Below are 24,644 nucleotides of genomic sequence, written 5' to 3'. Positions count from 1 at the left end.
CACGGCTCAGACCTCCCACTTCACGTGGAGCTCCTTGGGACCGCGGAAGCCCCAGCCCCAGAAGTTGACCTCGTGGTCGGTGTCTCGCTCGATGTTCGGGATCGTCTCCAGCAGTTCCTCGAGCGCGATCCGGATCACGTTGTTCGCGAAATAGGTTCCGGCACAGGCATGGACGCCGCCACCGAAGGTCATGTTCGGGATCACGGCCCGGTCGAGGTCGTAGGCGGTCGGGGCGTCGTAGGCGTTCTCGTCCTGATTCGCCGACCCGTAGGACAGCATCACCACGGAGTTCTGCGGGATCGTCACACCGCCGACGACGACCTCGTCGGTGGCGATCTTCGCGGCCGCCGACCAGATCGGCGCGACCCACCGCATACCCTCACCGACCGCCCTGGGGATGAGGCCGGGATCGTCGACGACCCGCTCCAGCTGTTCCGGCCGGCTGAACAGACCGGCGAGTGTGGTCGCCATCGCATGTCCCGGCTCCTGCATCGCCCCGAGAAGGAACACATACAGGTTGGGATAGATGACGTCGCGGCTGCGCGTCTGGCCTTCCGGCATCCCGTCGTGGAGCCAGTGCGAGATCGCGCTGTGATCCGGGTTGACGATCCACTCGTCGATCTTGGGGTCGACGTGCGCGATGATCTCGGCCTTCGCCTCGTCCCCCGGGACGAAGCCGTCGGGATTGGCGAACTCGCCGTCGGGCGTCATCGCGGAGTTGGTGAACGAGCCGCTGAGCTTGTGGAACCACTCCCGCAGTTTGTCCGTGCTCACATCTCCGAGGCCCAGCAGGTCGCCGAGGGCACGGACACTGACCGGTTCGCAGTACTCGGCGACGATGTCGGCCGAACCGTTGTCCTCGATCCGCTCCAGCAGTTCGCGTGCGAACGGACGCACCAGATCGTCGATGTAGTCGTCGACAGCCGACGGTTGCAGATGCGGCTCGACCATGTCGCGCAGGTCGCGATGCTCGGGGCCGTTCGAGTTGAGCAGCGCACCGTGGCCGAACGTGCGTCCGCCGGCCGGGGAGATCACCGCAGGCCAGGTGTCCGAGTCCTTCGCGATCTGCATGCAGAGTTCGCGGGTCGAGACGATGTACATCCCGAGTGACGGCACGAACGCCACCGGCGCCTCCTTTCGGAGCCGCTCGTAGAAGGGGTACGGATCGGCCTCCAGCTCGGCCATCGTGATCTCTTCGACGAACTTCGGGGTGACCTCGTGGGAGGGCTGTACTGCGGTCATGTGACTCTCCGTTGTCGTTCCGGATATCTGTTGTCTGGGGCCGGCTCGTTCGGTCATGCCGCCGGCCACGTCGGCGATGTCTTGTGATCTGGAACACTATGGGTGGAGGTGGTGGGAGAGAATGACTGCGAATGCACCGATGGATGACTCCGCGCGCACCGCCGGATCCGTGGAACTGAGCACCCGCGAGCTTGCGAGTGCCGAGGGCCGGGTGCGGTGGGCCGAGGCCCTCGACGCCACCTTCTGCGAGATGGACATCGACTGGCCCCAGGACCGACGCCCGTTCACCGCACAGATCGTCGCCCGACCCGTCGGCGCCCTGTCGGTCAGCGTGGTCCGCGCCGATCCGCACACCGTCGTGCGCACGCCGGCGATGATCGAATCCGATCCGGCCGACGACTATCTGCTGTGCCTCATCACCCAGGGGGCCGCGACGATCTCACAGGGTGAGCGCACCGGATTGCTGGAACACGGCGCCTTCGGGATCATCGACGCCACTGCACCTTTCGTCGTCAGTGGCGCAACCGAGTTCGAGCAGATCGTCGTGCGCGCCCCGCGGGAACAGCTCATCGCGCGGGCAACCCACGACGTCGTCGACGACGCGACGGGCCGCGCGATCGCGGTCGACTCGGGCATCGGACGGCTGGTGTCGAACTTCCTGGTCGATGTCGCGGCCCAGGTCCAGGGCGTCTCCGTGCCGTCGTCGAGCACGGTGGCGAGCGCGGTCCTCGACATGGTCGCCGGCGCGATGACCGAGCAGGTCTCACCTCGCACCGCGACCGACCGGATACACGCCGCCGACCTCCGCGCGGTCCAGAACGCGATGGCCGATCACCTCCACGATCCTGACCACACCATCGCACTGGTGGCCGCAGAGCTCGGGATGTCGGTGCGCTACGTCCACAAGCTGTTCAGCACGACCGGCACCACACCTCGGGCGTGGCTCTACGCCCGGCGGCTCGACCGGGCCCGTAACCTGCTCGTCCAGAGCGATCTGGGCGTCGCCGACATCTGCGCACAGGTCGGGTTCCGCGACCCGTCGCACTTCAGTCGTGCGTTCAGCCGGACCTTCGGGGTCAGCCCGTCCCGGTACCGGACCATCGCGCCCTGAGCGGCGCCCTCCCTAGGATGGTCGGTACGCGACCGCAGGAAGGGCCCATGACGACCAGCGACATCGACCGCAGTGCTCGATTCACCCGTTCCGAGTCCATCCACATCGACGCCACGCCGCAGCAGGTCTGGGATCTGGTGACCGACATCGCTCGCACCGGCGAGTGGAGCCCGATCTGCAAGGCGTGCTGGTGGAAGGAGCCCGCGACCGGACCGGAGGTGGGCGCGTGGTTCTTCGGCCGCAACGAGACACCCGAGCGGGTGTGGGAGACCCAGTCGCGGGTGGTCGCCGCACAGGAGCCCGTCGAGTTCGCCTGGATGGTCAACGGCGACGCCGTGCGGTGGTCGTACACGATCGAACCCGACGACGACGGGACGACGCTGACCGAATCGTGGGCCGTGCAGCCGGCCGGGTTCGAGCTGTTCGCCGAACGCTTCGGCGACGACGCATCGCATCAACTCGAACAGCGTCGCGACGCCGCGCTGGCGGGCATCCCGGCCACCCTCGCCGCCATCAAGGAGATCGCCGAGCGCGGGTGATCCTGCTTCCTGAGGTGCGCGGCATTCGCGCACCTCAGGAAGCAGAGGACTTCTAGGAGCTGGCCACCTGCGAGTCCTGCCGACCCCACGCCGGCGACTTCTCGATCGCACCGATGATCTGGGGCCGGAGCTCGTCGGCCTGGATGACCGCGTCGACCGAGCCGACCTCGACGGCACGGCGGATGCTGTGCACCGAGTCGAACTCGGCGGCGATCTCACTGATCTTCTCCGCGCGCACCGACTGTCGAAGGTCGGCCAGTTCGGCGTTGAGCCGCGAGCGGTCCGGACCGGTGGCCTGTGCGGTCTCGGCCTCGAGTTCGCGCACCCGCGCGTCGGCACTGACCCGCTTGGCCACATCGCCGGCGAAGACGACCGCGGCCGCCGGCGCACCACCCAGCACGGATGCGAACGAACCGTCGATGGCGAGCACGGTCATGTTGGGGTTCAACGCCTTCGAGAACACCACGAATGCGCCACCGTGGTAGCGCGAGATCACGCAGAACACGATGGGGCCCTTGAAGTTCACGATGGCCCGGCCGATCTCCGCGCCGTACTCCAACTGCAGCTTGCGCAGCGACTCCGGCGATCCGTCGAACCCGGACAGGTTCGCCAGCACCACGAGTGGTCGGTTGCCGCTGGCCACGTTGATCGCGCGCGCCGCCTTCTTCGACGATTGCGGGAACAGCGTGCCGGCGGTGTAGGTGTCGGGACCGTCCGTGGGGGTGTATCCCCGGCGCGGCACCTCCCGTGACTCGATACCCAAGAGACACAACGGGATTCCACCCATGTGCAGATCAGTGACCACCGCGGTCTCCGCGTCGGCCATGCCCGCCCAGCGCTCGAGCACCGGGTGATCCTGGTCGGCGACGGCGCGGATCACGGTGCGGATGTCGAACGGCTTCTTGCGATCCGGGTTGGTGGCCGCCGAGAAGATCTGCCCGACGGTGGTGAAATCGCTGCCCGCGAGGACGTGCGGGTAGTCGGAGATGTCACGGTCGACGGGGTCGCTCGTGATCGCGCGGCGCGGCGTCTGCTCGCCCGGCAGCACGTAGGTGTGCTCGTAGTGAGCCATCAGGAGGTCCCGTGCCGCACCGAGGTTCGGTGCCCAGTACTGCGCCTGGCCGTTGGGGCCCATGACGCGGTCGTATCCGCCGATGCCGAAGTTGTCCTCGGCCGACACGCCTCCGGAGAAGTCCAGCGACTGCTTGCCGGTGAGCACCATCGCCGACTCCGGGGTCATCACCAGGATGCCCTTGGTGTGCATGAGCATCGTCGCCTCGGCGTTCCAGTACGGCTGCCCGCCCACGTTGATCCCGGCCACGACGATGTTGATCTCACCGCCGGCCTGCGTGAACTCGACGATGCGCTTCAGTGCCCGGGCGATCCAGTCCATGTTCTCCGTGCCGGAATCCATGGAGATCCGCGCGCCCGACGACAGTGCGTACCACTCGAGCGGGACCTGCATCTGCTCGGCGAGGTCGAGCGCCGCGACCAGCCGGCTGCACTCCGGTTCTGCCAGCGCGCCCAGCGATTTCGTCGGGTCGCCGAGCAGGACCACGCGGGTGACGCCGCGCGGGTACTTCTCGGTCGGGGTGGTGACCACACCGGCGACGATCGCCGCCGAGTTGCGACCCTTGGCCCGGTCGACCGGCACCAGACGCTGCTCGGCGTCGAGGTCGTACTCGGTGAAATCGCCCAGAATGGCTGCCAATTCGTACGGGTAGACCGTGTTGCGCTTGGCTGCCCGCAGCACCTTCTGGCGGTACTCGTCGACCGGTTCGATCGGCTCGTCGGTCGGGTCGACGACCCGGACGTCGAACCCGCCGGTCGGGTTGACCGAGAAATGGACCGAGACCTTGCTCAGCTCGCCGGTGTCGCGGTCGCGGCGACGCGCGATGAGCTGGACCTCTTCGAGCCCCACTCCCTGTGTCGTGCCGCGGATGTGGTCGGCGATCGCGTCGAGGACGTCAGCGTCGACGTCGATCGGCGGCCACACGTACATGATGATACGGTTGGCGCTGGACAGGTTGGTGGAACCGCGCTGCGCGCGCCGGATCGAGTCGACGCACGACGCGAGCGCCGCCTCGGCGGTCGGCAGCGTCAGCAGGCGGCCGTCCTGGTCGCGCAGTGCGGTCAGGTCGCGGACCTGCGCGAAGGCGACGAGACGGCGATCCGACGCGTTCTCCCGTGCGACACAACGGAAGAGGTAGACCTCTTCGTCGTCCGACGACGGCAGTCGGGTGAGGTCGAACTTGCGGAGCCGTTCCATCTGCATGCGTTGCGCGATGTAGGGGTGCAGTCCGCGGATCAGGCGTTCCTCGGCCATACCCGTCGCCGACGGCCGGAAGGTCACGTGGTGATGCATCCGCGCATCGGCACTGCCGGCGACCGTGATGGTGACGCGGTGCACCTGCGGCGGAAGCGAACTGGTGGCGACGATGTCGTGCAGTGTCCCGGCGAGCACGTCGAAGTCGTCGGGTTGCTGCTCCCACGCCAGGTAGATGTCGGCATCGACCGCGGCGGTGTCGCGGGCGAGTTCGGCGAGTCCGCCGATCGTCGCCGGCAGGGCGTCGAAACCGACTGCGGCCGAAGCGATGTCACCGGCATCTCGCTGGGCGACCACGAATGTCGCCCCGCCGGCCTCCCGGATCCGGATGTCGGCGAGGCCGCGGTTGCCGTAGTAACGCCGGGTCAGCACCTCGAGCATCACCGTGTTGTCGGCGTGCCGCTCGATGCGCTGACCGAGAAGCCGGACGAGCGGTTCGGTGCTGCGCACCATGTCGTCGATGCGGCTCGTGCGGTCGGCGGCGTCGGGGTTCTCGTCGAGGTACTTGAGCTGCTTGCGCACATTGCTGTAGACACGGGCGCGGTCGCGCAGCAGCAGCGGCTGGCCGTACCAGGCGTAGATGACGCCGCGGGCGAGGTCGGCGACGGCCGGGAAGCGGACCTGGGTGGCGGCGACGAGGCGGTCGAGGGCGGTGCCCACCGCGTCGCGCAGTTCGTCGCGCGGGGTCGGCTCGTCGAGCCATTCCAGGAGCAGCGAGCTGATCACCGCGGCCGAGTCGTTCGGGTTCTGCAGCGCGAGGAAGATCCGGAACACCGCGGCCTCGAGCTCCGGGGTGCGCTCGAGATCGGTGACGCCGTAGTGGCTGAGCGCGCGGCTCAGTTGATCGTGGAACGCCGCGGGGAGTCCGTCGCGCTCGACGTCGAGACTCTGCAGGTAGGTGTGAAAGTTCTCCCGCGCGCTGTGCACGTGCTCGACCCCGACCTCGTGCCGCGACGGCCGGTTCTGGCTCAGCTCGGCGAGGTCGGCGAACACCGTCACGAGTTCGAGTTCGTCGGCGAGCGGACGACGTCCGCTGTCGATGGCGGCCCGGCGGACCGCGAGGTATTCGTCGAGCAGTCGCGTCCGGTGGTTGGGGTCGACGTCGAAGCCGAGCAGCTGGCTGCGCAGGTCTTCCTGACTGCGGGTGGTGCGTTCGGTCGGGTCGACCTGGGGCTCCTCCGGCAGTTCGAGGTCGACGGTCGCGCCGACTTCTTCTTCGGCCTCGTCCGCGTCGTCGGCGAGCGGCTCGAGTCGCATCAGGGTGGCGCCGGTCTCGACCTGCGTACCGACCGACACCGCGCATTCCTTGATCCGCGAGCGCACCGGGGCGCGCAGCACCGTCTCCATCTTCATGCTCTCGAGCACCAGGATGGGGGCGCCCGCGTCGACCTCGTCACCGGCCTGCAGCGGCGTCGCGACGACGAGCGCCGGCGCGGGCGAGCGCACCACACCACCCTCGTCGCGACTGACGCGGTGGGTGACCCCGTCGACGTCGACGAGGTGGATCGGTCCATGGGTGTCGGTGAGCAGGCGGTAGCGGACCCGGTTCACCACGAGCTGCGCGGCGTGGTCGTCGAAACGCTCCAGGTCGACGTCGGCGGTGCGGGTCTCCCCCGGCGTCTCGATGACGACCCGGAAGCGATGAGCACCGATGGCGGCGACACGCACGCGGTAGGCGACGCCGCGCAGCTTGAGGTCGAGCGGGCGCCCGCTCTCGTGCTGCACCTGCGGGCGGCCACCGGAGGCCGTCGACATCAGGCGCTGCCGTTCGACGAGTTCCTCTTCCTCGTAGGCGTCGATAGCGGCGGCGATGAGAGCGATGGCCGAGTGCCGGTTGGCGACGAGGCCGCCCTCGGCGCGCACGCGGTCGATCCAGCCGGTGTCCGCGCTGCCGTCGATCACCTGCGGCTGATCCAACAACTCGAGCACGAAGCTCTTGTTCGTCGCTCCGCCGGCGATGATGACGCGGGTCTCGCGGATCGCGCGGCGCAGACGGCCGAGCGCCTCGTCGCGATCGCGGCCGTAGGCGATGATCTTGGCGATCATCGAGTCGAAGTCGGCGGGGATGGTGTCGCCCTCGCTCACACCGGTGTCGACGCGGATACCCGGTCCCGCGGGCAGCTCGAGCAGGTCGATGCGGCCCGGTGCGGGCGCGAAGTCGCGGTCGGGATCCTCGGCGTTGAGGCGGGCTTCGATGGCGTGTCCGCGCTCGCTCGGCGCCGCACCCTCGAGCCGTCCGCCGGAGGCGACGTGCAGCTGCGCGCGCACCAGGTCGAAGCCGGTGGTCGCCTCGGTGATCGGGTGCTCCACCTGCAAACGGGTGTTGACCTCGAGGAACGCGAGGAGATTCTCGCCCGGGTGGTAGAGGAACTCGACGGTGGCCGCGCCCCGGTAACCCACGGCGACGGCGAGCCGCTCCGCCGAGGCCTTGAGCTCGGCGACCCGGTCCGCGGGGAGGACCGGCGACGCCGATTCCTCGATGATCTTCTGGTTGCGGCGCTGGACCGAGCAGTCACGCACGCCCAGGGCCCACGCGGTGCCCTGACCGTCGGCGATGACCTGGACCTCGACGTGACGCGCACCGGTCACGAGCCGTTCCAGGAACACCACGCCGCTGCCGAAGGCACGCTCGGCCTCCTCGCGGGTGCGGGTGTAGGCGTCGCGGAGATCGGCGTCGCTGGTGACCTTCCGGATGCCGCGGCCGCCACCGCCCGCGGTCGCCTTCAGCATCAACGGGTAGCCGATCTCGGCTGCCGCGGCCACCGCCTCGTCGAGGGTGTCCACACCGCCGCGGCTCCACGCCGCCACTGGGACGCCCACCTCTTCGGCGATCAGCTTGGCGCCGATCTTGTCGCCGAGCTTGCGCATCGCCTCGGCCGACGGCCCGACGAACGTGACGCCGATGCGGTCGCACAGTTCGGCGAACAGCGGGTCCTCGGCCACGAAGCCCCAGCCGACCCATGCCGCGTCGGCACCGGTCTCCAGCAGGGCGTGTTCGAGCACCTTCATGTTCAGGTACGGCCTCGATGCCGCCGGTCCGAGGTCGTAAGCGACGTCCGCTTCGCGCACGAACGTGGCGTTGCGATCCACATCGGTGTGCAGGGCGATGACCTCGATGGGCTGCCGGGTCTCTTCCGACAGGCCCCGAACGGCGTGGATGAGCCGCATCGCGGCCTCACCTCGGTTCACGATGGCGATACGAGAAAACAACACCGGCTCCATTCACGTCGTCGTCGTGCGGTTGAAGGTCCGCAGGTACGGTACAGCGCGCCGACCCAGCTCAGTGGCGATCCGGGACGCGCGGGGTGGTTCGACGGTGTGATTCTTACGAGTCAAATCGCTACGCGCGAGTACGGCGCGTCACGGGGGTGCGCGGAACCACGCGATTCGGACTGCGGACAAGTCCTCGCGCCGCGCTCGGTGCGATGTCGATGCGGCCCGTCTCGTGGCGGTCGTCGAGCGGCCCCGGTGGTTGATTCTCGTGACGTGGTCGGCCCGGAACAGCACCATCCGAGGTCGGCCGCCGGTCGTCGTTCAGATGTAGGCGGGTCCGCCTGTGGGTGTACCCGCCTACAGCGAGAAGACGACTTGACCTCGGCCCTCACCTAGATGATGATTTCGTCAGCTATGACGAACTTGGCCATAACGCAGGCCAGCCGGCCGCGGTTCTCGACTTAGGCGGGCAGATGACGGGACAGCGTGCTTCGTCGCCGACGGAAACTCATCGCGGGGCTCCGGTCGTTGATGTCGATCTGTACGGCGATGAGGCTGTCGACGATCCGCACGGGGTGTACCAGCGCGTCCGGGACGCTGGGCCGGTGGTGTGGCTTCCTCGCTATCGCGTGCTCGCGATCGGGCGGTTCGATGATGTTCGAATGGCGTTGCGCGACGACTCGTCGTTCCGCAGCGGGCGGGGTGTCGCGGCGAACCCCGTGGCCAACACTCTGGGGCACTACACGACGCTGGCCAGTGACGACGACACGCACATGACCCGTCGCATGATCCTGATGCAGTCGCTGACCTCGCGGGCCATTCGCCCGTCGCTACCTACGCTCGAGCGGGAGGCGGCTGCGGTCGTCGACAGGCTCCTGGCCCGCGAGAGCTTCGACGGGATAGCCGATTTCGCGACGCGCCTTCCTGTTCAGGCGGTGGCTGAATTGGTCGGGTGAAGGTGTCTCCGGAGCAGATGCTGACGTGGGGACGGGCCACGTTCGATGGCCTGGGTCCGACGAACCGGCGAGCACTCCGGTCTCTGCGTGGCTCGCTGGGCCTGTTTCTCTACACCGTGGCGATCGGACGTCGTCATGTGACACCCGATGGGTGGGCGGCGACCGTGCTCGATGCCGCCGACCGCGGCGAGATCAGCCGCATCGAGGCGAAGAACATGATCATCGACTTCGTCGCGCCGAGCCTGGACACCACGATCCTCTCGACCGGCCAGTTGCTGTGGAATCTGGGGACCAATCCCGAAGTCTGGCAACAGCTGCGGGCAGAACCGGAACTGATTCCGACCGCGGTGGTCGAAGCCGTACGGATGGCATCGCCGGTCCGGGTCTTCACCCGATCGGTGGCCGTTCCCACCCAGATCGGCGGAGTACGCCTGCGACCCCGGGACCGCGTCGCCGTGGTGTTCGCCGCAGCCAACAGCGACGAACGGCACTTCCATCACCCCGAGCGTTTCTCCCTGCTGCGGCGTGGCAGTAGCGTCGGATGGGGCCACGGTGTGCACACCTGTGTCGGTATGCAATTGGCCAAACTCGAGATGCAGACCTTGCTGCGGGCCATGGTCGAGCGAGTCGACACCATCGCCGTCAGGAACCCGGTGCCGTTGCGCAACAACTGTCTTCAGGGGTTCGAGAGCTTCCGCGCCTCTTTCGCCTGATGTTGTCTTCGTGCACGCGACCTGGCGTCCACGACGACCCGTCGACTGTCGCGATCAGTCCCAACTCGGTAGCGGTAGCGCGATGAGCGTGCGGACGTCGGCCTCGCGGACGCCCAGGGCCCGAAGGACGTGAGCCGCGACCGCGTCGGTTGCGACCGTGTCGTCACGCTCGGGTTGTTCGAGGAGGAGCAACGCCAGCGACAGAGTCGCCCCGGAGACCACGGTCAGCGCGAGGTCGACATCGGGGGCGACGAACCGTCCGCCGGCGACCGCGGCCTCGATGTCGCGTCGTGCCCGCGGAAGCAAACCGGCATCGGAGGCGGTCAGCATCGACAAGCCGTAGTTGACAACGACTTTGCTCAACTCCGGAAACCGGCGATGCAGACGTCCGGTCAGGCGAAAGCTCTGCGTGAAAGCCTCGGCCGGGTCGGCAATGCCGTCGGTGAAACCGTCGAGCAACTCGCCGTGATCGTCCACGATGGCCACCACCGCGGCCTCGAACAACTCGTCTTTGGTCGCGAAATGGTTGTAGAAGGACCCGTTGCCCACATCGGCGAGAGTGGTGATGTCGAGCACCGAGGCCGATGTCCGACCCTCGGCCAACAGCTGCTGGGCCGCGCGGATGAGTGACCGCCGCGTCTGCGCCTTACGTCGCTGGGCGCGTGTCGCCACGGCGGGGTCATCCTCGGCCATCGGCCACTCCTTTCCACAGGAGGCCCAATGGTCGCATACCCACCACTGACGAAAGCGTCAGAAGTACTTGACTGACGCATGCGTCGTATATGACGATATCGTCAATCAATGAGATCTGGAGTCGCGATGCCACTGCAGCACGACGTACACGAAGGTCTGCACGCCGACGAGGGGGCCCGGCCCGGCGAGCATCCCGGGCGACGCAGGCAACCGCTGGTGAAGGTCCGCGACATCGCCTGGCTGGAATTCGACAAGCCCGACCTGGCGCGTACCGCAGCCTTCGCCGTGGACTTCGGGTTCAGTCCGACGGTCCAGACGCCGCGCGAGCTTCACCTGCGTGGGGCGCTGGCGGGCTCTCCCTGCGTGATCGTGCGGCAGGCATCGCGAACGGCATTTACCGGTGTCGCGTTCCGCGCGAACGACGAGTCCGACCTCCACGTCCTCGCCGACGAGTGGGGACGTCCAGTGGAACCGCTCGGCGATCTCCTCGGAGGCTGTGCGGTGACGACGCGCGACCCGAGCGGATGTCGGGTGCGAGTGGTCGCCGGAGTCACCGAATGGCCGGCGATGCCACTGCAAACCGTGCGCGGATCCTTCAATTTCGAGCACGGCAAGACCCGCACCAACACCCCGCAACGTCCTCCGCGCGCTCCCGCGGTCGTCGAACGGCTCGGCCACGTGGTGTTGCAGTCCACGCGATATCTGGAGTCTCTCAACTGGTATCTGCACAACCTGGGCATGATCGTCAGCGACTTCCTCTACTACCCGGGACAGCGTGAACGCGGCCCGGTCATGAGTTTCATGCGTTGCGACCGGGGTCCGGAACCGGCAGACCATCACACGCTCGCCCTCACGCTGGGTCCGGCCGACCGGTATGTGCACTCGGCGTACCAGGTCTGTGACCTCGACGCCCTCGCAGCGGGCGGTGAGTACCTGACCGATCGCGGCTACGCCCACTCCTGGGGAGTCGGCCGCCACATTCAGGGCAGTCAGATCTTCGACTACTGGCGCGATCCCGACGGTTTCCTCGTCGAACACTTCACCGACGGCGACCACTTCGATCACACGGTCGCCACCGGTTGGGCACCGATGACCGCTTCGGGTCTCAACCAGTGGGGACCTCCGGCGACGGCCGACTTCCTCGGCGTGAAACCAGGTCGCGCGGCGCTACGCGAGTTCACCGCGATCCTGACGTCGCTGCGCGAGTCGGAGAACGAGTTCGATGTCCAACGCCTACTCGGCCTGATGAAAGTTGCACGCTCATGAGCTTTTCCGTCCTTCGTACCGACGAGGCGTGGTGGGTGAGGGTGCCCGCCGGCGCCCGTCGGATCGATACCTCCGCCACCACGACCGCCGAACTGATCGCCGACCGGTCGGCGGTTCCCAGGTCCGTGTCAGGTGACGGTCCGACAGTCGACCCGTCCGAACTCGAGCTGCTCTCACCGGTCACCGCGCCGTGCCGGGTGATCGCACAGATGACCAATTATGTTTCGCACGTTCGTGATTCCGGTATGGACCCCGGCAAGGTTCCGCTGACGTTCTTTCGCAAATCCTCGGGGTCGATCAGCGGCCCGACCGCTGACATCGTCAAACCCGGCCAGGTTTCGCTGCTGGACTACGAGGTCGAGATCGGCCTCGTCTTCGGTCAGACCCTCCCCGTGGGGTCGACGGTGGACAATGAATCGCTGGCCGAACTCGTCGCCGGTCTGGTCATCACCAACGACGTCTCTGCCCGCGATGTGCAACTGCCCAAAACTCAGTTCTACGAAGCGAAGTCCTACCCGTCGTTCACACCGGTCGGCCCGGTGCTGCTGCTCCTCGAACCCGGCGAGTGGGCGAAGTTCCCCACACTGACCCTGCAATTGCGGGTCAATGGGGTCACCCGTCAGAACAGCTCCGTCGCGGACATGATCTACAGCCCTCTCGAAGCGGTGCGCGCCCTCACCCGGTTCCAGCGGGTCGATGCCGGCGACTTGTTGCTCACCGGAACCCCGGGAGGAACCGCGCTCACCGCTCCGCCCAAACCCATCGAGATGATCGGCGCACTCCTGCCCCCACACGTGAAGTGGAAAGCGTTCTTCCGTCGGCAGGCCAACAACCCCAAGTACCTCAAACACGGGGACATCGTCGAAGCCGACATCCGTTCCGGAGATGGCACGCTCGACCTGGGCACCCAGCGCACCGTGGTGCGTGAGGCATGAGGGCGACCACGACCGGTGCAGAGGCCGCGCTCTGGCCCGTCTATGACGCCCCCGCCGATCTCGCCGACATCGAACTGACCCCTCTGTCCGAACGAGGACTTCCCGACACGACCTATCAGGCACTGCACCGGGCAGCGCAGCTGTGGCCGGAACGAACCGCCATCCGCGTCATGCCGGATGCCGCCGGCTGGCAGCAGACCACCGATCGAACCTACGCTCAACTCCTGGCGACGGTCGACCGGCACGCGGCGACGCTACGCGCCGCCGACGTGGGACCACAGGATCCCGTCACCCTCCTGGCGCCCAACTGTGCCGGACTGATCGAGGCGTTCCTCGCGGCCCAGCGCGCCGGAATCGCGGCGCCGATCAACCCTGCCATGGATGCCCGCCACGTCGGTGAGCTGATCCGCCGGTCCGGCTCGCGGGTCCTCATCGCCGCCGGCCCCGATCTCGATCCCGCGATGTTCGGTGGACTCGCCGACATCCTCGCGGCGACCGACGTCGACACCGTGTTCCTCCTGCCACCGACTGGTGCCGGTGCGCCTCCCGCGCCGCCGAACCTTGCGCATGCAATCGCGGTCGCCTACCTCGACGCCGACGACCACCCCCGGACCGAGGTCACCGACGATCACACCGCCGACGACGTGGCAGCCCTGTTCCACACCGGCGGCACCACCGGAGTGCCGAAACTCGCCGCTCACACCCACCGCAACGAGATCAGCAACGCGTGGATGATCGCGGCGAACACGGTGCTCGACGAGGACTCTGTCGTCTTCGCCGCGTTGCCGCTGTTCCACGTCAACGCACTGATCGTCACCGTGCTCGCGCCGATGCTCCGCGGACAGACCGTGGTGTGGGCGGGGCCGTTGGGTTACCGCGACGTGGCGCTGTATGGAGTGTTCTGGCAGCTCGTCCAGGCTCAGCGGATCGCCGGCATGAGCGCCGTCCCCACGGTGTATGCCGTCCTGGCGCAGTGTCCGGTGGATGCTGACATCTCCAGCCTCCGTGCATGTCTCGTCGGGGCATCGATGCTCCCGCCGGCGGTGCGTAGCGATTTCGAGTCGCACACCGGAGTCCCCCTGCTCGAGGGGTACGGGCTCACCGAGGCCACCTGCGCCAGTGTGCGTAGCTACTTGCAGGGCCAACCCGATGGGTCGGTCGGGCAGCGGATGCCGTACCAGCACATCCGAGCCGTCGACGACCAGTGGGATGACGTCCCGACTGGATCCACCGGGCGGTTGCTCGTCACCGGTCCCACTGTCTTCGCCGGCTACGTTCGTGGTCGCACCGCTGCGGGTTTTCACCTCGACGATGGAGGCGCCATCCGCGACGGCTGGCTGGACACCGGCGACCTCGGCTCGGTCGACGCCGACGGTTTCGTCACGCTCACCGGCCGGGCGAAAGATCTCATCATTCGTGGTGGGCACAACATCGATCCACGCGCGGTCGAGGATGTGCTGCTCGAACACCCGGAGGTGACCGGCGCAGGTGTGGTCGGGCGTCCCGACGTGCACTCGGGCGAGGTGCCCGTGGCGTTCGTGACCGTGCGTGCGGACGGCACGGTGACCGGCGACGGTCTCCGGGCCTGGGCAACCGAACGCGTCTCCGAAGCCGCCGCCGCACCCAAGGCGGTGACGATCGTGGATGCTTTGCCGGTCACCGATGTGGGCAAACCGTACAAGCTCGCGCTGCGCGCTCAGGCGACGCAGGCCACGTTGAGCGTCGCACTCGCCGGAGCCGGTATCGAGTCCGAGGTGCGGGCCCAGATCACCGACGGCGTGGTGGTGGCGAACGTCGATCGACCGCGTGAGGAATCCCTCGCCGCGCGGGTGCTCGACGCCTACGCCATCCAGTGGCAGTGGTCCGATCGCACCGAAACACCCAGAGCATGAACGACTTCCACATCCTGGCCGGTCGCGGCGCCGCTGCGTGCCTGACCCTCACCGGCGTCTCGAAAGTACTGGCTCTCGCGCCCATGATCGAGCGCGCACATCACCTGGGGTTCTCAGTGCCGGAGTTCCGGCTAATCGGTGTCGCCGAACTCGCCGGCGCGACCGGACTCGTTGCCGGCGAGCGGAATCCGCGTATCGGTGCGGCTGCCGCCGCGTCGCTGTGCGCGGTGATGATCGGGGCATGCACAGCGCACCTGCGCACCGGTGATCGTTGGCTGTCCGCGGCCCCGGCCGCCGTCGTCGGCGTCGCCACCGCGTTCACCGCGACCGGCTTTGTGGCCCGGGTACGAGCTCGATGAGTCCGTGCAGTGATCCCGTGGTGATCGTGGGCGCGGGGCCCACCGGCCTCACCGCCGCGGCGTTGCTCGCCGACCTGGGTGTGCGGTCGATCGTTGTCGAGCGCTGGGACGGGGTCTACCCGCAGCCGCGGGCGGTACACCTCGACGACGAGGTGTACCGGATCATCGCCCGCCTCGGCCTGGGCCCGGAATTCGCGGCAATTTCCCGGCCTGCGCTCGGACTCCGTCTCGTGACATCGTCGTTGCACGTCCTTGCCGAGTTCCCACGCGATCCCGGGTCTGGTCCGCACGGCTTCCCGGCCGCGTCGATGTTCGATCAACCGCGGTTGGAGGAGTTGCTCCGCGCCGCCGTCGCCCGGCGCTCGTCCATGATCACCGTGCGTTCGGGAGTCGAAGTCGAGGGAATCGACCAGTCCGACACGGGAGTGACACTCACTGGTCGCGATCGGCAGACCGGTGAACCGATCGTTCCCGTCTCGGGTGGCTACCTGCTCGGCTGCGACGGGGCCGCAAGCGTCACCCGTTCGGCGATCTCGGCCGAATGGCGGGATCTGGGATTCAGCCAGCGATGGCTCGTCGTCGACATCGAGACGTCTGCCGATCTGCGACAGTGGGAGGGGGTGACGCAGGTCTGCGATGCCCACCGCGCCGCCACGTACATGCGAATCGGTGACACCCGATATCGGTGGGAGTTCCAGCTCCTGTGGCACGAGAGTGCCGCCGACTACAGCACCATCGATGGCGTCAGGCCGCTACTGCAACCCTGGCTCAACGGTGTCGACGTCTCTGATCTGACTCTGATCCGCTCCGCGGAGTACACCTTTCGGGCGCGCATCGCCAGGCGCTGGCGGGATCGGCGGGTGTTCCTCCTCGGCGACGCTGCTCATCTGACGCCACCGTTCATCGGGCAGGGCATGGGCGCAGGCATCCGTGACGCGGCGAATCTCAGCTGGAAGCTGGCGGCTGTCCTGTCCGGCGGTGCTTCGTCGTCGACGTTGGATTCGTATGAGCAGGAACGCATTCCGCACGTCACCGGCCTCATCCGGATCGCCACGGCGACCGGCGCCGCGATGACCGGCGGCGGCCGCGCCGGCGACATGATCCGTCGTATCGTTGCGCCCGTGCTCGCTCGGGCACCGCGACTCACCAGGCGACTGACCGACAGTTCGACGGCGCCGCTCCGACATTCGTGGTACGTCCGTACCGGCGCGGCCGGAGGGTGTCTGCCTCGGTGGGCGCGCCTGGACACCGCCGCGAACCCGGCCGGAATGCTCATGCCCAATGCCATCACGACAGGCGACGGACGTCGTCTCGACGATCGTCGACCGGGCTTTGAGATCGTGGCTGTCGATGCCCCGACGCCGGAACAAGCCTTCGAAATCGAGCGCCGCGGTGGATCGACCCTCGTCGTCTCTGACGACCACCCTCTTCGACGATGGTTACTCGACCACCACGTCCACGCAGCGATCGTTCGTCCGGACGCCACGGTGATGGCCGCTGGCAAGTCGATCGCCGCCGTCTACACACTGCTTCCCGCACTCGCCGCACACGCAGACGCACCATGAGCCCCGACCCCAGCACTGACGTCCGTGGTTACGACCTCGTCGTCTCTACGACGAGGTCACCGCACGCATGCACATGGGTGTGACCGCACGCTTCATCGGCGTGGACGGACGGCAGATCCTGACACCGCCGACCGAGCCCAGCGAAGAATGCGGGGACCCGCTGGCCAATTTCTTCCACCAACCGTGGCTGAAGGCATCGTTGCGCGGGGGAGTGACACGCTTCGGCACCGTCGAGGTGCTGCTCGGTTGCGAGGGCCGGCACCTCGATCAGAACGACGACAGCGTCGGTCTTGAACTCCTGGCCGTGAATGAGTCCGAACCGCACCGTCGGGTACGCGCCTCCTATGTCCTGGTGGGATTTGCCGGTCATCTGTGGAGAGCGACGAATTCGGAGACCGTGCTGTCGAGTTCGGTCGGGGTCGCACCGTGCATGATCACGCCGTCGACCCCCAGGTCGAACTGGGCACGGACCTTCTCGGCGCAGTGCCGCGGCGTCCCCATGGCCGCGCAGTCGAGCCACTCGGCGGGGATCACGTCGCGAAGGCGCTCGAAGGTCGCGGTGTCCCCGACTGCATCGGCCCATCCCGGTAGCTCGCGCACCACCTCGGATTCCCGGAACCTGTTCAGCGCGGCCACATCCCACCTGTTGGTGGACACCAGAAGGTCCCCGTAGACCTGGAGGTAGGTGGCGATCCGGCCGACGGTCTTCTTCAGGATGACCTGTTCGTCGAGTTCATCGGTAACGGTGGCATAGCACGACCACACCTCGACCGAGTCGGGGTCGCGGCCCGCCGCAGCCGCGGCGTCCTTGACGGTGCGTACGACTCGGGCCGTCGTCTCATCGGAGAAGAAGGTGTGCAACACCACCAGGTCATAGGCTCGGCCGGCCATGGCGAGGGTCTCGGGCCCGAACGCCGTCGTGGCCAGCCTGATGTCCTCGTCGAAGGTGGGATCGAGCTTGATCGCCGGGAACCGGCCCAGCGCCCCGTCGTAGTCGGTCACGGTCTCGCCACGCCACAGTCGACGCATCAGATGAGCGAACTCTTCGAGTTGCGTGGTGGTCGTGTGCGAGAGGCCGAGACCCGCGATCTGGGGACGCAGGCCCCGACCGACGCCGAGGGTGAAGCGACCACGGGTGAGGCGATGCATGGTGGTCGCGAAGGCCGCAGTGATCGCCGGGTGGCGGGTGTTGATGTTGGTTGCCGCCGTGGCGATCCCGATGCGGTCGGTCGCGGCGCCGGCAGCCCCGGACAGGGCACACGCCTCTTTCACGTTGAGCCGCTCGGAGATGAATGCCTGCCCGAGACCGAGACGCTCGGCGTGCTCGAGTTCTCCCAGCATGTCCCGTGGGTCGGCGACGTGCCCGCCGAGCGTATAGAACCCCAGTCGTTCGGTACCGATTGCGGGTGTGCCGGTCGGCGGTCGATGCTCGTGCGTGACCGTGTCAGACATGCACTGCTCCTTGCTCGCTCAGCGCGATGATCCGCGCGAGCGCATCGTGGTCGCGGGCATGCGCCAGCGAGTTGGTCACCATGGCCGTGAAGAGGTCGTCACCCCGATCGGATCGCGCGACGAGCATGGCGGCGGCGACGCCGATCACCAGGTTCTGGAAGGTGCCGACCGGATAGTCCCGCATCAGTTCGGTCAGTGAGTAATCCGTGACGCCGTGTTCGACGAGGCATCGGTGGTAGTGCGCGAGCAACTCGCTTTCGGATTCCCGGCGGGTCGCCGGATCCAGCGCGCCGCCGATGAAGTAGGCGACATCGACGACGCCGGGCGCGAAGATCACCGTCTGCCAATCGAGAACCGCGAGGGGCACGTCGCCACCTGCCGCATCGAAGAGGACATTGTCCGGCCGGTAGTCACCGTGCTGAATCGTGAACGGCATCGTACGCAGTGCGGAGTAGTAATCGGCGATACGCTCGGTAAAGGCCGTTCCGAGTTCGATGTCGGCCGCGGACAACCGGTTTCGGTACCGGGCGACGAATCCGGCCCACCACTCGGGCATCATCTCGGTGAAGCGGGCCCAGTAGGTGTCGGAGATGTCGAGCCACGACGTGCCGGCGAGTTGCGCCGATCCCCAGTACGGTCCGTGGATGCCCGCAGCCTGCTCGACCGCGAGCCGCACCTCGCCGACGGTGCACCCGGCGAGCTGGTTCCCGGGCCGAGCCGGGGTCAGGTCTTCGAGTACGAGCGCGAATTCGGTGTTGTTGGAGTCGATCTCACCGTGAAAGCAGCGCGGGACGCGGACCTGCAGGTTCGGCGCGATCTCTTGATAGAAGCGCACCTCGCGCAGGTAGTTCAGTTCACTCCGGCCGGCCGCACGGCTCTGCTCCTTGTCGGAGGTGACCTTGATGACGAACGACGACGGGGCGGACGTGGGTGCGGCGTAGCTGACCGTCGTCCGGATGCTGTCGGCGACCTGGCCGGTACCGATGGGGCTGGTGGCGACGTCGGTGATCGCCACCGTGCCGTCTTTGGTACCGGTCGTGGTGAGCACGGTGTCGAGCCAGGTGGGACAGATGTCAGAGGCGTGCATCGCTCTCCTCGGGTGCGCACGGGTGGAGCGGCCGGCCCCGAGGGGATTGGCTCTCTCGGGGCCGGCCGAGTCGAAAAGCGAGATGGGACTTCAGATGAGGGTGACGGTGCCTGCGGTCCCGTCGACTTCGACGGTCGCGCCGTCGGTGATGCGCCGTGTTGCCTCGGTGGCCGACACGACGCACGGGATGCCGAGTTCGCGGCTCACGATCGCGGCATGCGAGAAGGGAGCGCCCACGTCCACGACGACCGCCGCCGCGGTGACGAACAGCGGCGTCCACGACGGATCGGTGATCGGCGCGATGAGAATGTCGCCGGGCTCGAGGGCCGACGGGTCGGCGGCCTCGGTCAGCACCCGCGCCCTTCCGCGCGCGACACCTCCACACGCGGGGACACCGGTGATGGTGTCGCCGGCGGAGGCTGCGGAAACGTTGGACTCCGACCGCAGCGGCCACTCCGAGACCGGCGGCGGGGTGCCGTCGACGACGAACGGCGGGGTGCGGTCGAACAGGTCCAGGTACCCCTTTTCGCGTTCGACGAGGGTGTCGCGGTACGACGCCGGGTCGTCGAGGAAACTCGCCAGCTCGTCGGCGAAGAGCATGAAGATCTGACGTGGCGCGTCAATCGCACCCCGGTCCGCGAAGCGACGGCCGAGTTCCAGTGCGGGCAGGCGCAATTCGTGAATCAGCATCGCCGCTGTCGTGCGACCACGTTCGCGGCCGCGCATCCACAGTGCCGACGCGTTCAGCACTGCCTCGAACTGGCCTGCGGTCTCGGCGTCGCCGGCGAGCATCTCCCGGATCGCCGCCGCGGCGGCGTCACGCTGCGCGGACCGCTGTACCGACTTGGCCTCTGGCGCTTCCTCATCCGGAACGTCGCGCATCGTCTCGATCGTCGCGAGGGCGAGGTCGGGGTCGACGCCCCATGTGATCGCGCGGATCTCCCACTCAGCAGGTCCACGGAAGTCCCAGTCGGCGAGGAACGCATCCAACTGCGCGGTGAAGGCGCCGACCGCCTGCGACTCCGAGGCCTTGAGCTTGGCGTAGAGCCCCTTGGTGCCGGCATCGAACAGGGCTGCGACATCGGGATGCTGAGCCTGACGGCTCAGTTCCCACATCCGCAGCGAGGGGCCTGCGGAGTCGACGTTGCCCAGGCCGGCCACCAGGGTGAGTGCCTGTTCCGGTTTGCCAACCGCCTCCGCCAGCTGCGCGATGGCACCGAGTCCGACACCGCACTTCAGGCTGGCCTCGATGTGGTGCTTGAAGAGCCGACGAAGCAGGGTCTCGAACGAGTTCATCCGCTCGACGAGTTCGCCGTCCGACAGCTGTGTCAGGTCCGGTCGCGTGCGGCGGATCTCGTCGACCTCGTCGCGATCGACGTCGTATGCGGCCAGGTCGGTCGCGCCGAGCACCTGCTCGTTGAGCCAGGCACCGGCTTTCGCCTCGTACTCGGCGTTCTCGTCGAAGTCGCGCTTCTCGCTCTCGTAACTCGGGATGCCGGGCATGTCCCCGAAGTACTGCAGATCGACGGCCTCGGCGCTCATACCGGGAACGCGCACGCCGAACAGCCGCATCAACGACATGTTGATGTAGAGGTAGCTGCCGAAGGCCGGGAGGATGTTGAAGGCCACTGCGTCGTCGTAGAGGTCGTCGTCCCAGACGCCGCACGCCACGAACGCGTCGCGCCATCCGGGTTCCAGCGTGTGCTGGAACCCGAGGGACGCGTTCAACGGGGTGATCGGGTCCGGGAAGATCTCGCCGACGTTGGCGCGGGAGTACAGGGGGAACAGTTTCGAGGTCTCATTCGAGATCGGCCAGGCGGTCATGTCCGGCGTCCTTCCAGTTGGTCATGAGCGAGCGGCCGAGTCCTCGGCCCGCTTCCGCATCTCGTAACCACAAGTTCGTGGTTAGCGAACGCTGCGTCACATTATTGTGTGACCCCACTCACGTTGTCAACCATTCGAGTCGCGAACACAAGGTTCTGTGCACGTCTTTTACCTCCAGTGCGCGACCGTGGCTGGACATATATGTGATGGGTGAGTCACTATTCATCAAGACGGCGCGGTACCGGACGGGCTGTCGGGAGGAGAGTTCAGATGCGTGTGCTGGTCACCAACGACGACGGCTACGACGCCGATGGGTTGATCGCGGTGGCCACGGCGCTGATCTCCGCCGGACACGACGTAGTCGTCGGCGCGCCGAGCTCCGAGCGGAGCGGTAGCGGGAGTTCCCTGGGCACGATCGAGGACGGCGCACTGATCGCCACGACCGAACACCGCCTCCCCGATCTCGGCGACACCCCGGTCTTCGCTCTCGACTGTCCGCCTGCGTTGACCGCGGTGGCTTTCTGCGCCGGCGCCTTCGGGCCGCCGCCCGAGCTCGTCGTCAGCGGGATCAACGAAGGCCACAACACCGGGCGGTCGATCCTGTTCTCGAGCACGGTGGGCGCCGTGCTGGCCGCGCGAGTGGCGGGTGTCAGCGGCGTCGCGGTCAGTTGCGGGTTCGCCCCACACCACCGCTATGACACCGCGGCAGCGGTGACCGAGCGCGTCGTCGGATGGATGGCCGAAACCCCTGCCGCCCCGATGACGTTGAACGTCAACGTTCCCGACGTCAACTTCACCGCACTGCGCGGCATCCGGGTGTCCGCACTGGCGAGCCGGAGCATGTTCACCTTGCGGCTGTCCCGCACCGAGAGCGGCCTGCTGATCAATCGCGAGGAGCGGCAGAGCGGGTTCCGCGACGGCACCGACAGCGCCGCAGTGGCGGACGGGTATGTCTCGGTGACCACTCTGCGCGGGGTCGTAGCGGACAACGACTCCCTGGGTGACGCGGAAACCGCACTGCGACAGGCGATCACGCGGGACGACGAGGTCGGGCTCGCGCAACTGCGCTGACCCACCGGCGACAGAAAGCCGACTCACCGCGAAAGACGTTCGAGCCGCCCGGCATCGGATGACGGGCGGCTCTGGCGTCGTGATGTTACGAAGAACCCTGCCAGGCCCTCACTCGTCACCCGCGCCACGCTGGTGACCCGAGGTCAGCAGCAGATCCTGGTGTAGTTCCATCCAGATGTCGTGGTAGCTGTCGTACATCGGGCGCGCGAATGCGGCGGTGTCCCCGCCGTGGACCTTCTCCAGCGCCGCCGACAGCCGACCCCGGTAGCGGCCGAGTCGCGGGATCTCGGCGCCGACCTCGTCGAGCGCCTGCGCGATCCGGTGATGAATCCGGTCCAGATCGGCGATGACGGATGCGTCGTAGTTGGCATCGGCGTGATCGTTGGGGGTCTCGTCCGGGCGGATCTGCCACGAGGCGCACACCTTCTTGAAATCGCCGTTGATCTGCCCGAAGCCCTCGTGAAAGGTGTCCACCGCAGCACGTTCGGATTCGTTCAACGGGAACTCCGCGGACAGGCGCCCGTGCTCGGCCTTCCCGGCCGGGGTGATCATGGTCCCCGAGATCCGGCCGCCCTCGCGACGCATCACGAATCCGGCGTCGGCGAGCTCCCCGACGATTGCGTCGCGCGTGTCCGCGTCGAGCCCGGTCAGCGCGGTCAGGGTGTCGTCGGTCGCGAGCCCCTTCACCTTGAGGGCATGCAGCACGTCGAAGTGGGCGGTGGAGGTCTCGGTCGTCATACTCTTTCTCCTTGCTGTGACGGATCTTCGGACATCGTCGAAGTTTCCGGTGCCGTGGGTGTTTCGGTTCGCGGATCGGCCGCGGCCCCGGGGGAGGCGAACCGATCAACGAGCCGCCTTTTGTCGAGCTTGCCAGTGGGTAGGCGCGGTAAGTCGGTGGTGAACTCGACGGACCGGGGCGCCTTGAAGTGCGCCAGGTGTTCGCGCGCATGGGCGATCAGGTCGTCTTCACTCACCGACGCGCCGGGGCGCACCTCGACGACCGCCTTGACCGACTCGCCGAACTCGGCGTCCGGCACCCCGACCACCGCCACGTCGGCGACCGCCGGGTGCGCCAGCAGTGCCGATTCGATCTCCTCGGGATAGATGTTGACCCCGCCGGAGATGATCATGAAACCTCGGCGGCCGACGAGGTAGAGGAATCCATCATCGTCGAGATACCCGATGTCGCCCATCTGCTTCAACGCCGGTCGTGAGGCCTCGGCCGGCCTGTCGTGGCCGTCGGCGGCCTCGAAACACACCGTGCCCTCGACGCCGGGCCCGACGTCGGCGCCCGTTGAGTCGGTGATGTGCACCCGTGCGGTACCCAAAGGCCGACCGACCGACCCCGGATGCGACCGGGCGTCCGTCGGCGAGATGTAGGTGTGCCCGTATCCCTCGGATGCGCCGTAGTACTCGTGGAGAACCGGACCCCACCAGTCGAAGATCGCTTCTTTGACATGCGGCGGACAAGGGGCGCCCGAGGTGAAGGCCACCCGATGCCGCGGGGAGAGTGCGATCGACTCCCGGTCGGGCAGGTTCAACAGGCGGATCAGCATGGTCGGCACCCATTGTGAGTGCGTCACACCGTATTCGGTGATCGCTCGCATCGCCACCGCGGCGTCGAACTTCTCCATGCACACGACGGTGCCGCCGGCCGCCAGCGTGATCAGCTGGAAGGTGAACGGCGCCGCGTGATAGTTCGGGGCGGGCGACAGTAGGACCGAGTCGGCTCCGACGCCGAGCTCGTCGACGAGGCCCGAGTGCCGGCGCGGGGCATCCGCGGGATGCACGCCGAGCAGCGGCTGAGCGAACCGCTTCGGCCGTCCGGTGGTTCCGCCGCTGTAGAGCACCCGCGCGCCGAGCAACTCCCGCTCCAAGGGCTCGGACGACTGGTCGGCGAGCGCGTCGGCCAACGCGACACACCCGTCCGCCGGGCCGTCGGCGCACACGATCACGGTCCGATCCAGGTTCTTGTCGCCGACCGCGGCAACGACCTGCGCCGCGAGCGCCGTGCTGGTGACGATGGCAGCCGGGCGGTCCTCCCGGATGAGGGCGGCAAGCTCGGCCGGCTTGAGATGCCAGTTCACCGGCGTCACGTACAGACCGCTGCGCATCCCGGCAGCGACTGCCACGGGCCAGGCCAGACTGTTCTCCAGGACAAGCACGACCGAGTCGCCCGGACGAACGCCGCGCGACCACCAGAATCGAGCGAGTCGGTTCGATCGGCGATCGAGTTCGGCGTAGGTGATGCGCTCCCCCGACCCCGCCATGACATAGGCGACGGCATCGGGGTACGCACGCGCAGTGGACGGTGGGTACACATCACTCCTGTTTGCGAATTAATAGTCGCATTGCCTTCTCGGGCCGCAACCGCCAGTTGCTGCAGGTAGGCAATCTTCG

At 67.5% G+C, this 24,644-nt stretch carries 18 protein-coding genes; 10 read left to right on the top strand and 8 right to left on the bottom strand.

Annotated features, from left to right (window positions below; all coding sequences use genetic code 11):
* Positions 1-6: 6 nt before the first annotated feature.
* Positions 7-1,242, bottom strand: coding sequence for a cytochrome P450 (locus B1818_RS19905; RefSeq protein ID WP_065632478.1), 1,236 nt, complete (start codon positions 1,240-1,242; stop codon positions 7-9).
* A gap of 121 nt (positions 1,243-1,363) precedes the next feature.
* On the opposite strand from B1818_RS19905, the gene B1818_RS19900 reads away from it, so the two are divergent.
* Positions 1,364-2,353 carry an AraC family transcriptional regulator gene (locus B1818_RS19900; protein ID WP_058249702.1) on the top strand — a complete coding sequence of 330 codons (990 nt, stop codon included), beginning with the start codon at positions 1,364-1,366 and terminating at the stop codon, positions 2,351-2,353.
* Between the two features lie 47 nt (positions 2,354-2,400).
* Positions 2,401-2,892: an SRPBCC family protein gene (locus B1818_RS19895; RefSeq protein WP_078113753.1), complete on the top strand. Its 492-nt coding sequence runs from the start codon at positions 2,401-2,403 to the stop codon at positions 2,890-2,892.
* A 52-nt stretch (positions 2,893-2,944) separates the two neighbouring features.
* Here the strand turns inward: B1818_RS19895 and B1818_RS19890 are convergent, their stop codons facing one another.
* Positions 2,945-8,440 (bottom strand): carboxyl transferase domain-containing protein, encoded by a 5,496-nt coding sequence (locus tag B1818_RS19890; protein WP_078113752.1) that lies wholly within the window; start codon positions 8,438-8,440, stop codon positions 2,945-2,947.
* A 566-nt stretch (positions 8,441-9,006) separates the two neighbouring features.
* Between B1818_RS19890 and B1818_RS24520 the strand changes: the two genes are divergently transcribed.
* Together B1818_RS24520 and B1818_RS24515 are read left to right on the top strand one after the other, a co-directional pair.
* Positions 9,007-9,387 carry a hypothetical protein gene (locus tag B1818_RS24520; RefSeq protein ID WP_242697040.1) on the top strand — a complete coding sequence of 127 codons (381 nt, stop codon included), beginning with the start codon at positions 9,007-9,009 and terminating at the stop codon, positions 9,385-9,387.
* On the top strand, positions 9,384-10,100 hold the full coding sequence (locus tag B1818_RS24515; RefSeq protein WP_242697039.1) for a cytochrome P450: 717 nt from the start codon (positions 9,384-9,386) through the stop codon (positions 10,098-10,100). Before B1818_RS24520 ends, B1818_RS24515 begins: the two co-directional genes overlap by 4 nt.
* Positions 10,101-10,154: 54 nt before the next feature.
* On the opposite strand, the gene B1818_RS19880 is transcribed toward B1818_RS24515, so the two are convergent.
* Positions 10,155-10,793, bottom strand: a complete 639-nt coding sequence (locus B1818_RS19880) for a TetR/AcrR family transcriptional regulator (RefSeq protein ID WP_078113751.1) — start codon at positions 10,791-10,793, stop codon at positions 10,155-10,157.
* Between the two features lie 126 nt (positions 10,794-10,919).
* On the opposite strand from B1818_RS19880, the gene B1818_RS19875 reads away from it, so the two are divergent.
* From B1818_RS19875 to B1818_RS19855, 5 genes are read left to right on the top strand one after another with little or no spacing between them, the layout of a single operon-like run.
* Positions 10,920-12,059: a VOC family protein gene (locus B1818_RS19875; protein WP_078113750.1), complete on the top strand. Its 1,140-nt coding sequence runs from the start codon at positions 10,920-10,922 to the stop codon at positions 12,057-12,059.
* On the top strand, positions 12,056-12,994 hold the full coding sequence (locus tag B1818_RS19870) for a fumarylacetoacetate hydrolase family protein (RefSeq protein WP_078113749.1): 939 nt from the start codon (positions 12,056-12,058) through the stop codon (positions 12,992-12,994). Before B1818_RS19875 ends, B1818_RS19870 begins: the two co-directional genes overlap by 4 nt.
* Complete coding sequence (locus B1818_RS19865; RefSeq protein ID WP_078113748.1) at positions 12,991-14,886, top strand: acyl-CoA synthetase; 1,896 nt, start codon at positions 12,991-12,993, stop codon at positions 14,884-14,886. The genes B1818_RS19870 and B1818_RS19865 overlap by 4 nt, the downstream gene beginning before the upstream one ends.
* Positions 14,883-15,245 (top strand): DoxX family protein, encoded by a 363-nt coding sequence (locus B1818_RS19860; RefSeq protein ID WP_078113747.1) that lies wholly within the window; start codon positions 14,883-14,885, stop codon positions 15,243-15,245. Before B1818_RS19865 ends, B1818_RS19860 begins: the two co-directional genes overlap by 4 nt.
* Positions 15,242-16,810, top strand: a complete 1,569-nt coding sequence (locus B1818_RS19855) for a bifunctional 3-(3-hydroxy-phenyl)propionate/3-hydroxycinnamic acid hydroxylase (RefSeq protein ID WP_078113746.1) — start codon at positions 15,242-15,244, stop codon at positions 16,808-16,810. Before B1818_RS19860 ends, B1818_RS19855 begins: the two co-directional genes overlap by 4 nt.
* 366 nt (positions 16,811-17,176) lie before the next feature.
* Here B1818_RS19855 and B1818_RS19845 read toward each other — a convergent pair whose 3' ends face one another.
* The 3 genes from B1818_RS19845 to B1818_RS19835 all read right to left on the bottom strand — a co-directional run bounded on the left by B1818_RS19845 (position 17,177) and on the right by B1818_RS19835 (position 21,173).
* Positions 17,177-18,262: a TIGR03857 family LLM class F420-dependent oxidoreductase gene (locus B1818_RS19845; protein ID WP_078113744.1), complete on the bottom strand. Its 1,086-nt coding sequence runs from the start codon at positions 18,260-18,262 to the stop codon at positions 17,177-17,179.
* Complete coding sequence (locus tag B1818_RS19840) at positions 18,255-19,349, bottom strand: phosphotransferase (protein ID WP_058249696.1); 1,095 nt, start codon at positions 19,347-19,349, stop codon at positions 18,255-18,257. The genes B1818_RS19845 and B1818_RS19840 overlap by 8 nt, the downstream gene beginning before the upstream one ends.
* A 90-nt stretch (positions 19,350-19,439) precedes the next feature.
* Complete coding sequence (locus B1818_RS19835) at positions 19,440-21,173, bottom strand: PEP-utilizing enzyme (RefSeq protein WP_078113743.1); 1,734 nt, start codon at positions 21,171-21,173, stop codon at positions 19,440-19,442.
* Positions 21,174-21,443: 270 nt separating this feature from the next.
* Here B1818_RS19835 and surE point away from each other — a divergent pair, with 270 nt between their 5' ends.
* The gene (gene surE, locus B1818_RS19830) at positions 21,444-22,244 is read left to right on the top strand and encodes a 5'/3'-nucleotidase SurE (RefSeq protein ID WP_058249694.1); all 801 of its coding nucleotides are present in this window, start codon (positions 21,444-21,446) and stop codon (positions 22,242-22,244) included.
* Positions 22,245-22,352: 108 nt separating this feature from the next.
* Here the strand turns inward: surE and B1818_RS19825 are convergent, their stop codons facing one another.
* Positions 22,353-22,982 (bottom strand): hypothetical protein, encoded by a 630-nt coding sequence (locus B1818_RS19825; RefSeq protein WP_058249693.1) that lies wholly within the window; start codon positions 22,980-22,982, stop codon positions 22,353-22,355.
* A complete protein-coding gene (locus B1818_RS19820) occupies positions 22,979-24,565 on the bottom strand; it encodes an AMP-binding protein (RefSeq protein ID WP_078113742.1) in 1,587 nt (528 codons plus the stop codon). Before B1818_RS19820 ends, B1818_RS19825 begins: the two co-directional genes overlap by 4 nt.
* Positions 24,566-24,644: the final 79 nt, after the last annotated feature.

This window comes from Gordonia sp. IITR100 (genome assembly GCF_002009645.1).
Classification (GTDB): domain Bacteria; phylum Actinomycetota; class Actinomycetes; order Mycobacteriales; family Mycobacteriaceae; genus Gordonia; species Gordonia hongkongensis.
Note: the sequence above shows the minus strand (reverse complement) of the source record. Positions and strands in the feature narration are given on the sequence as shown.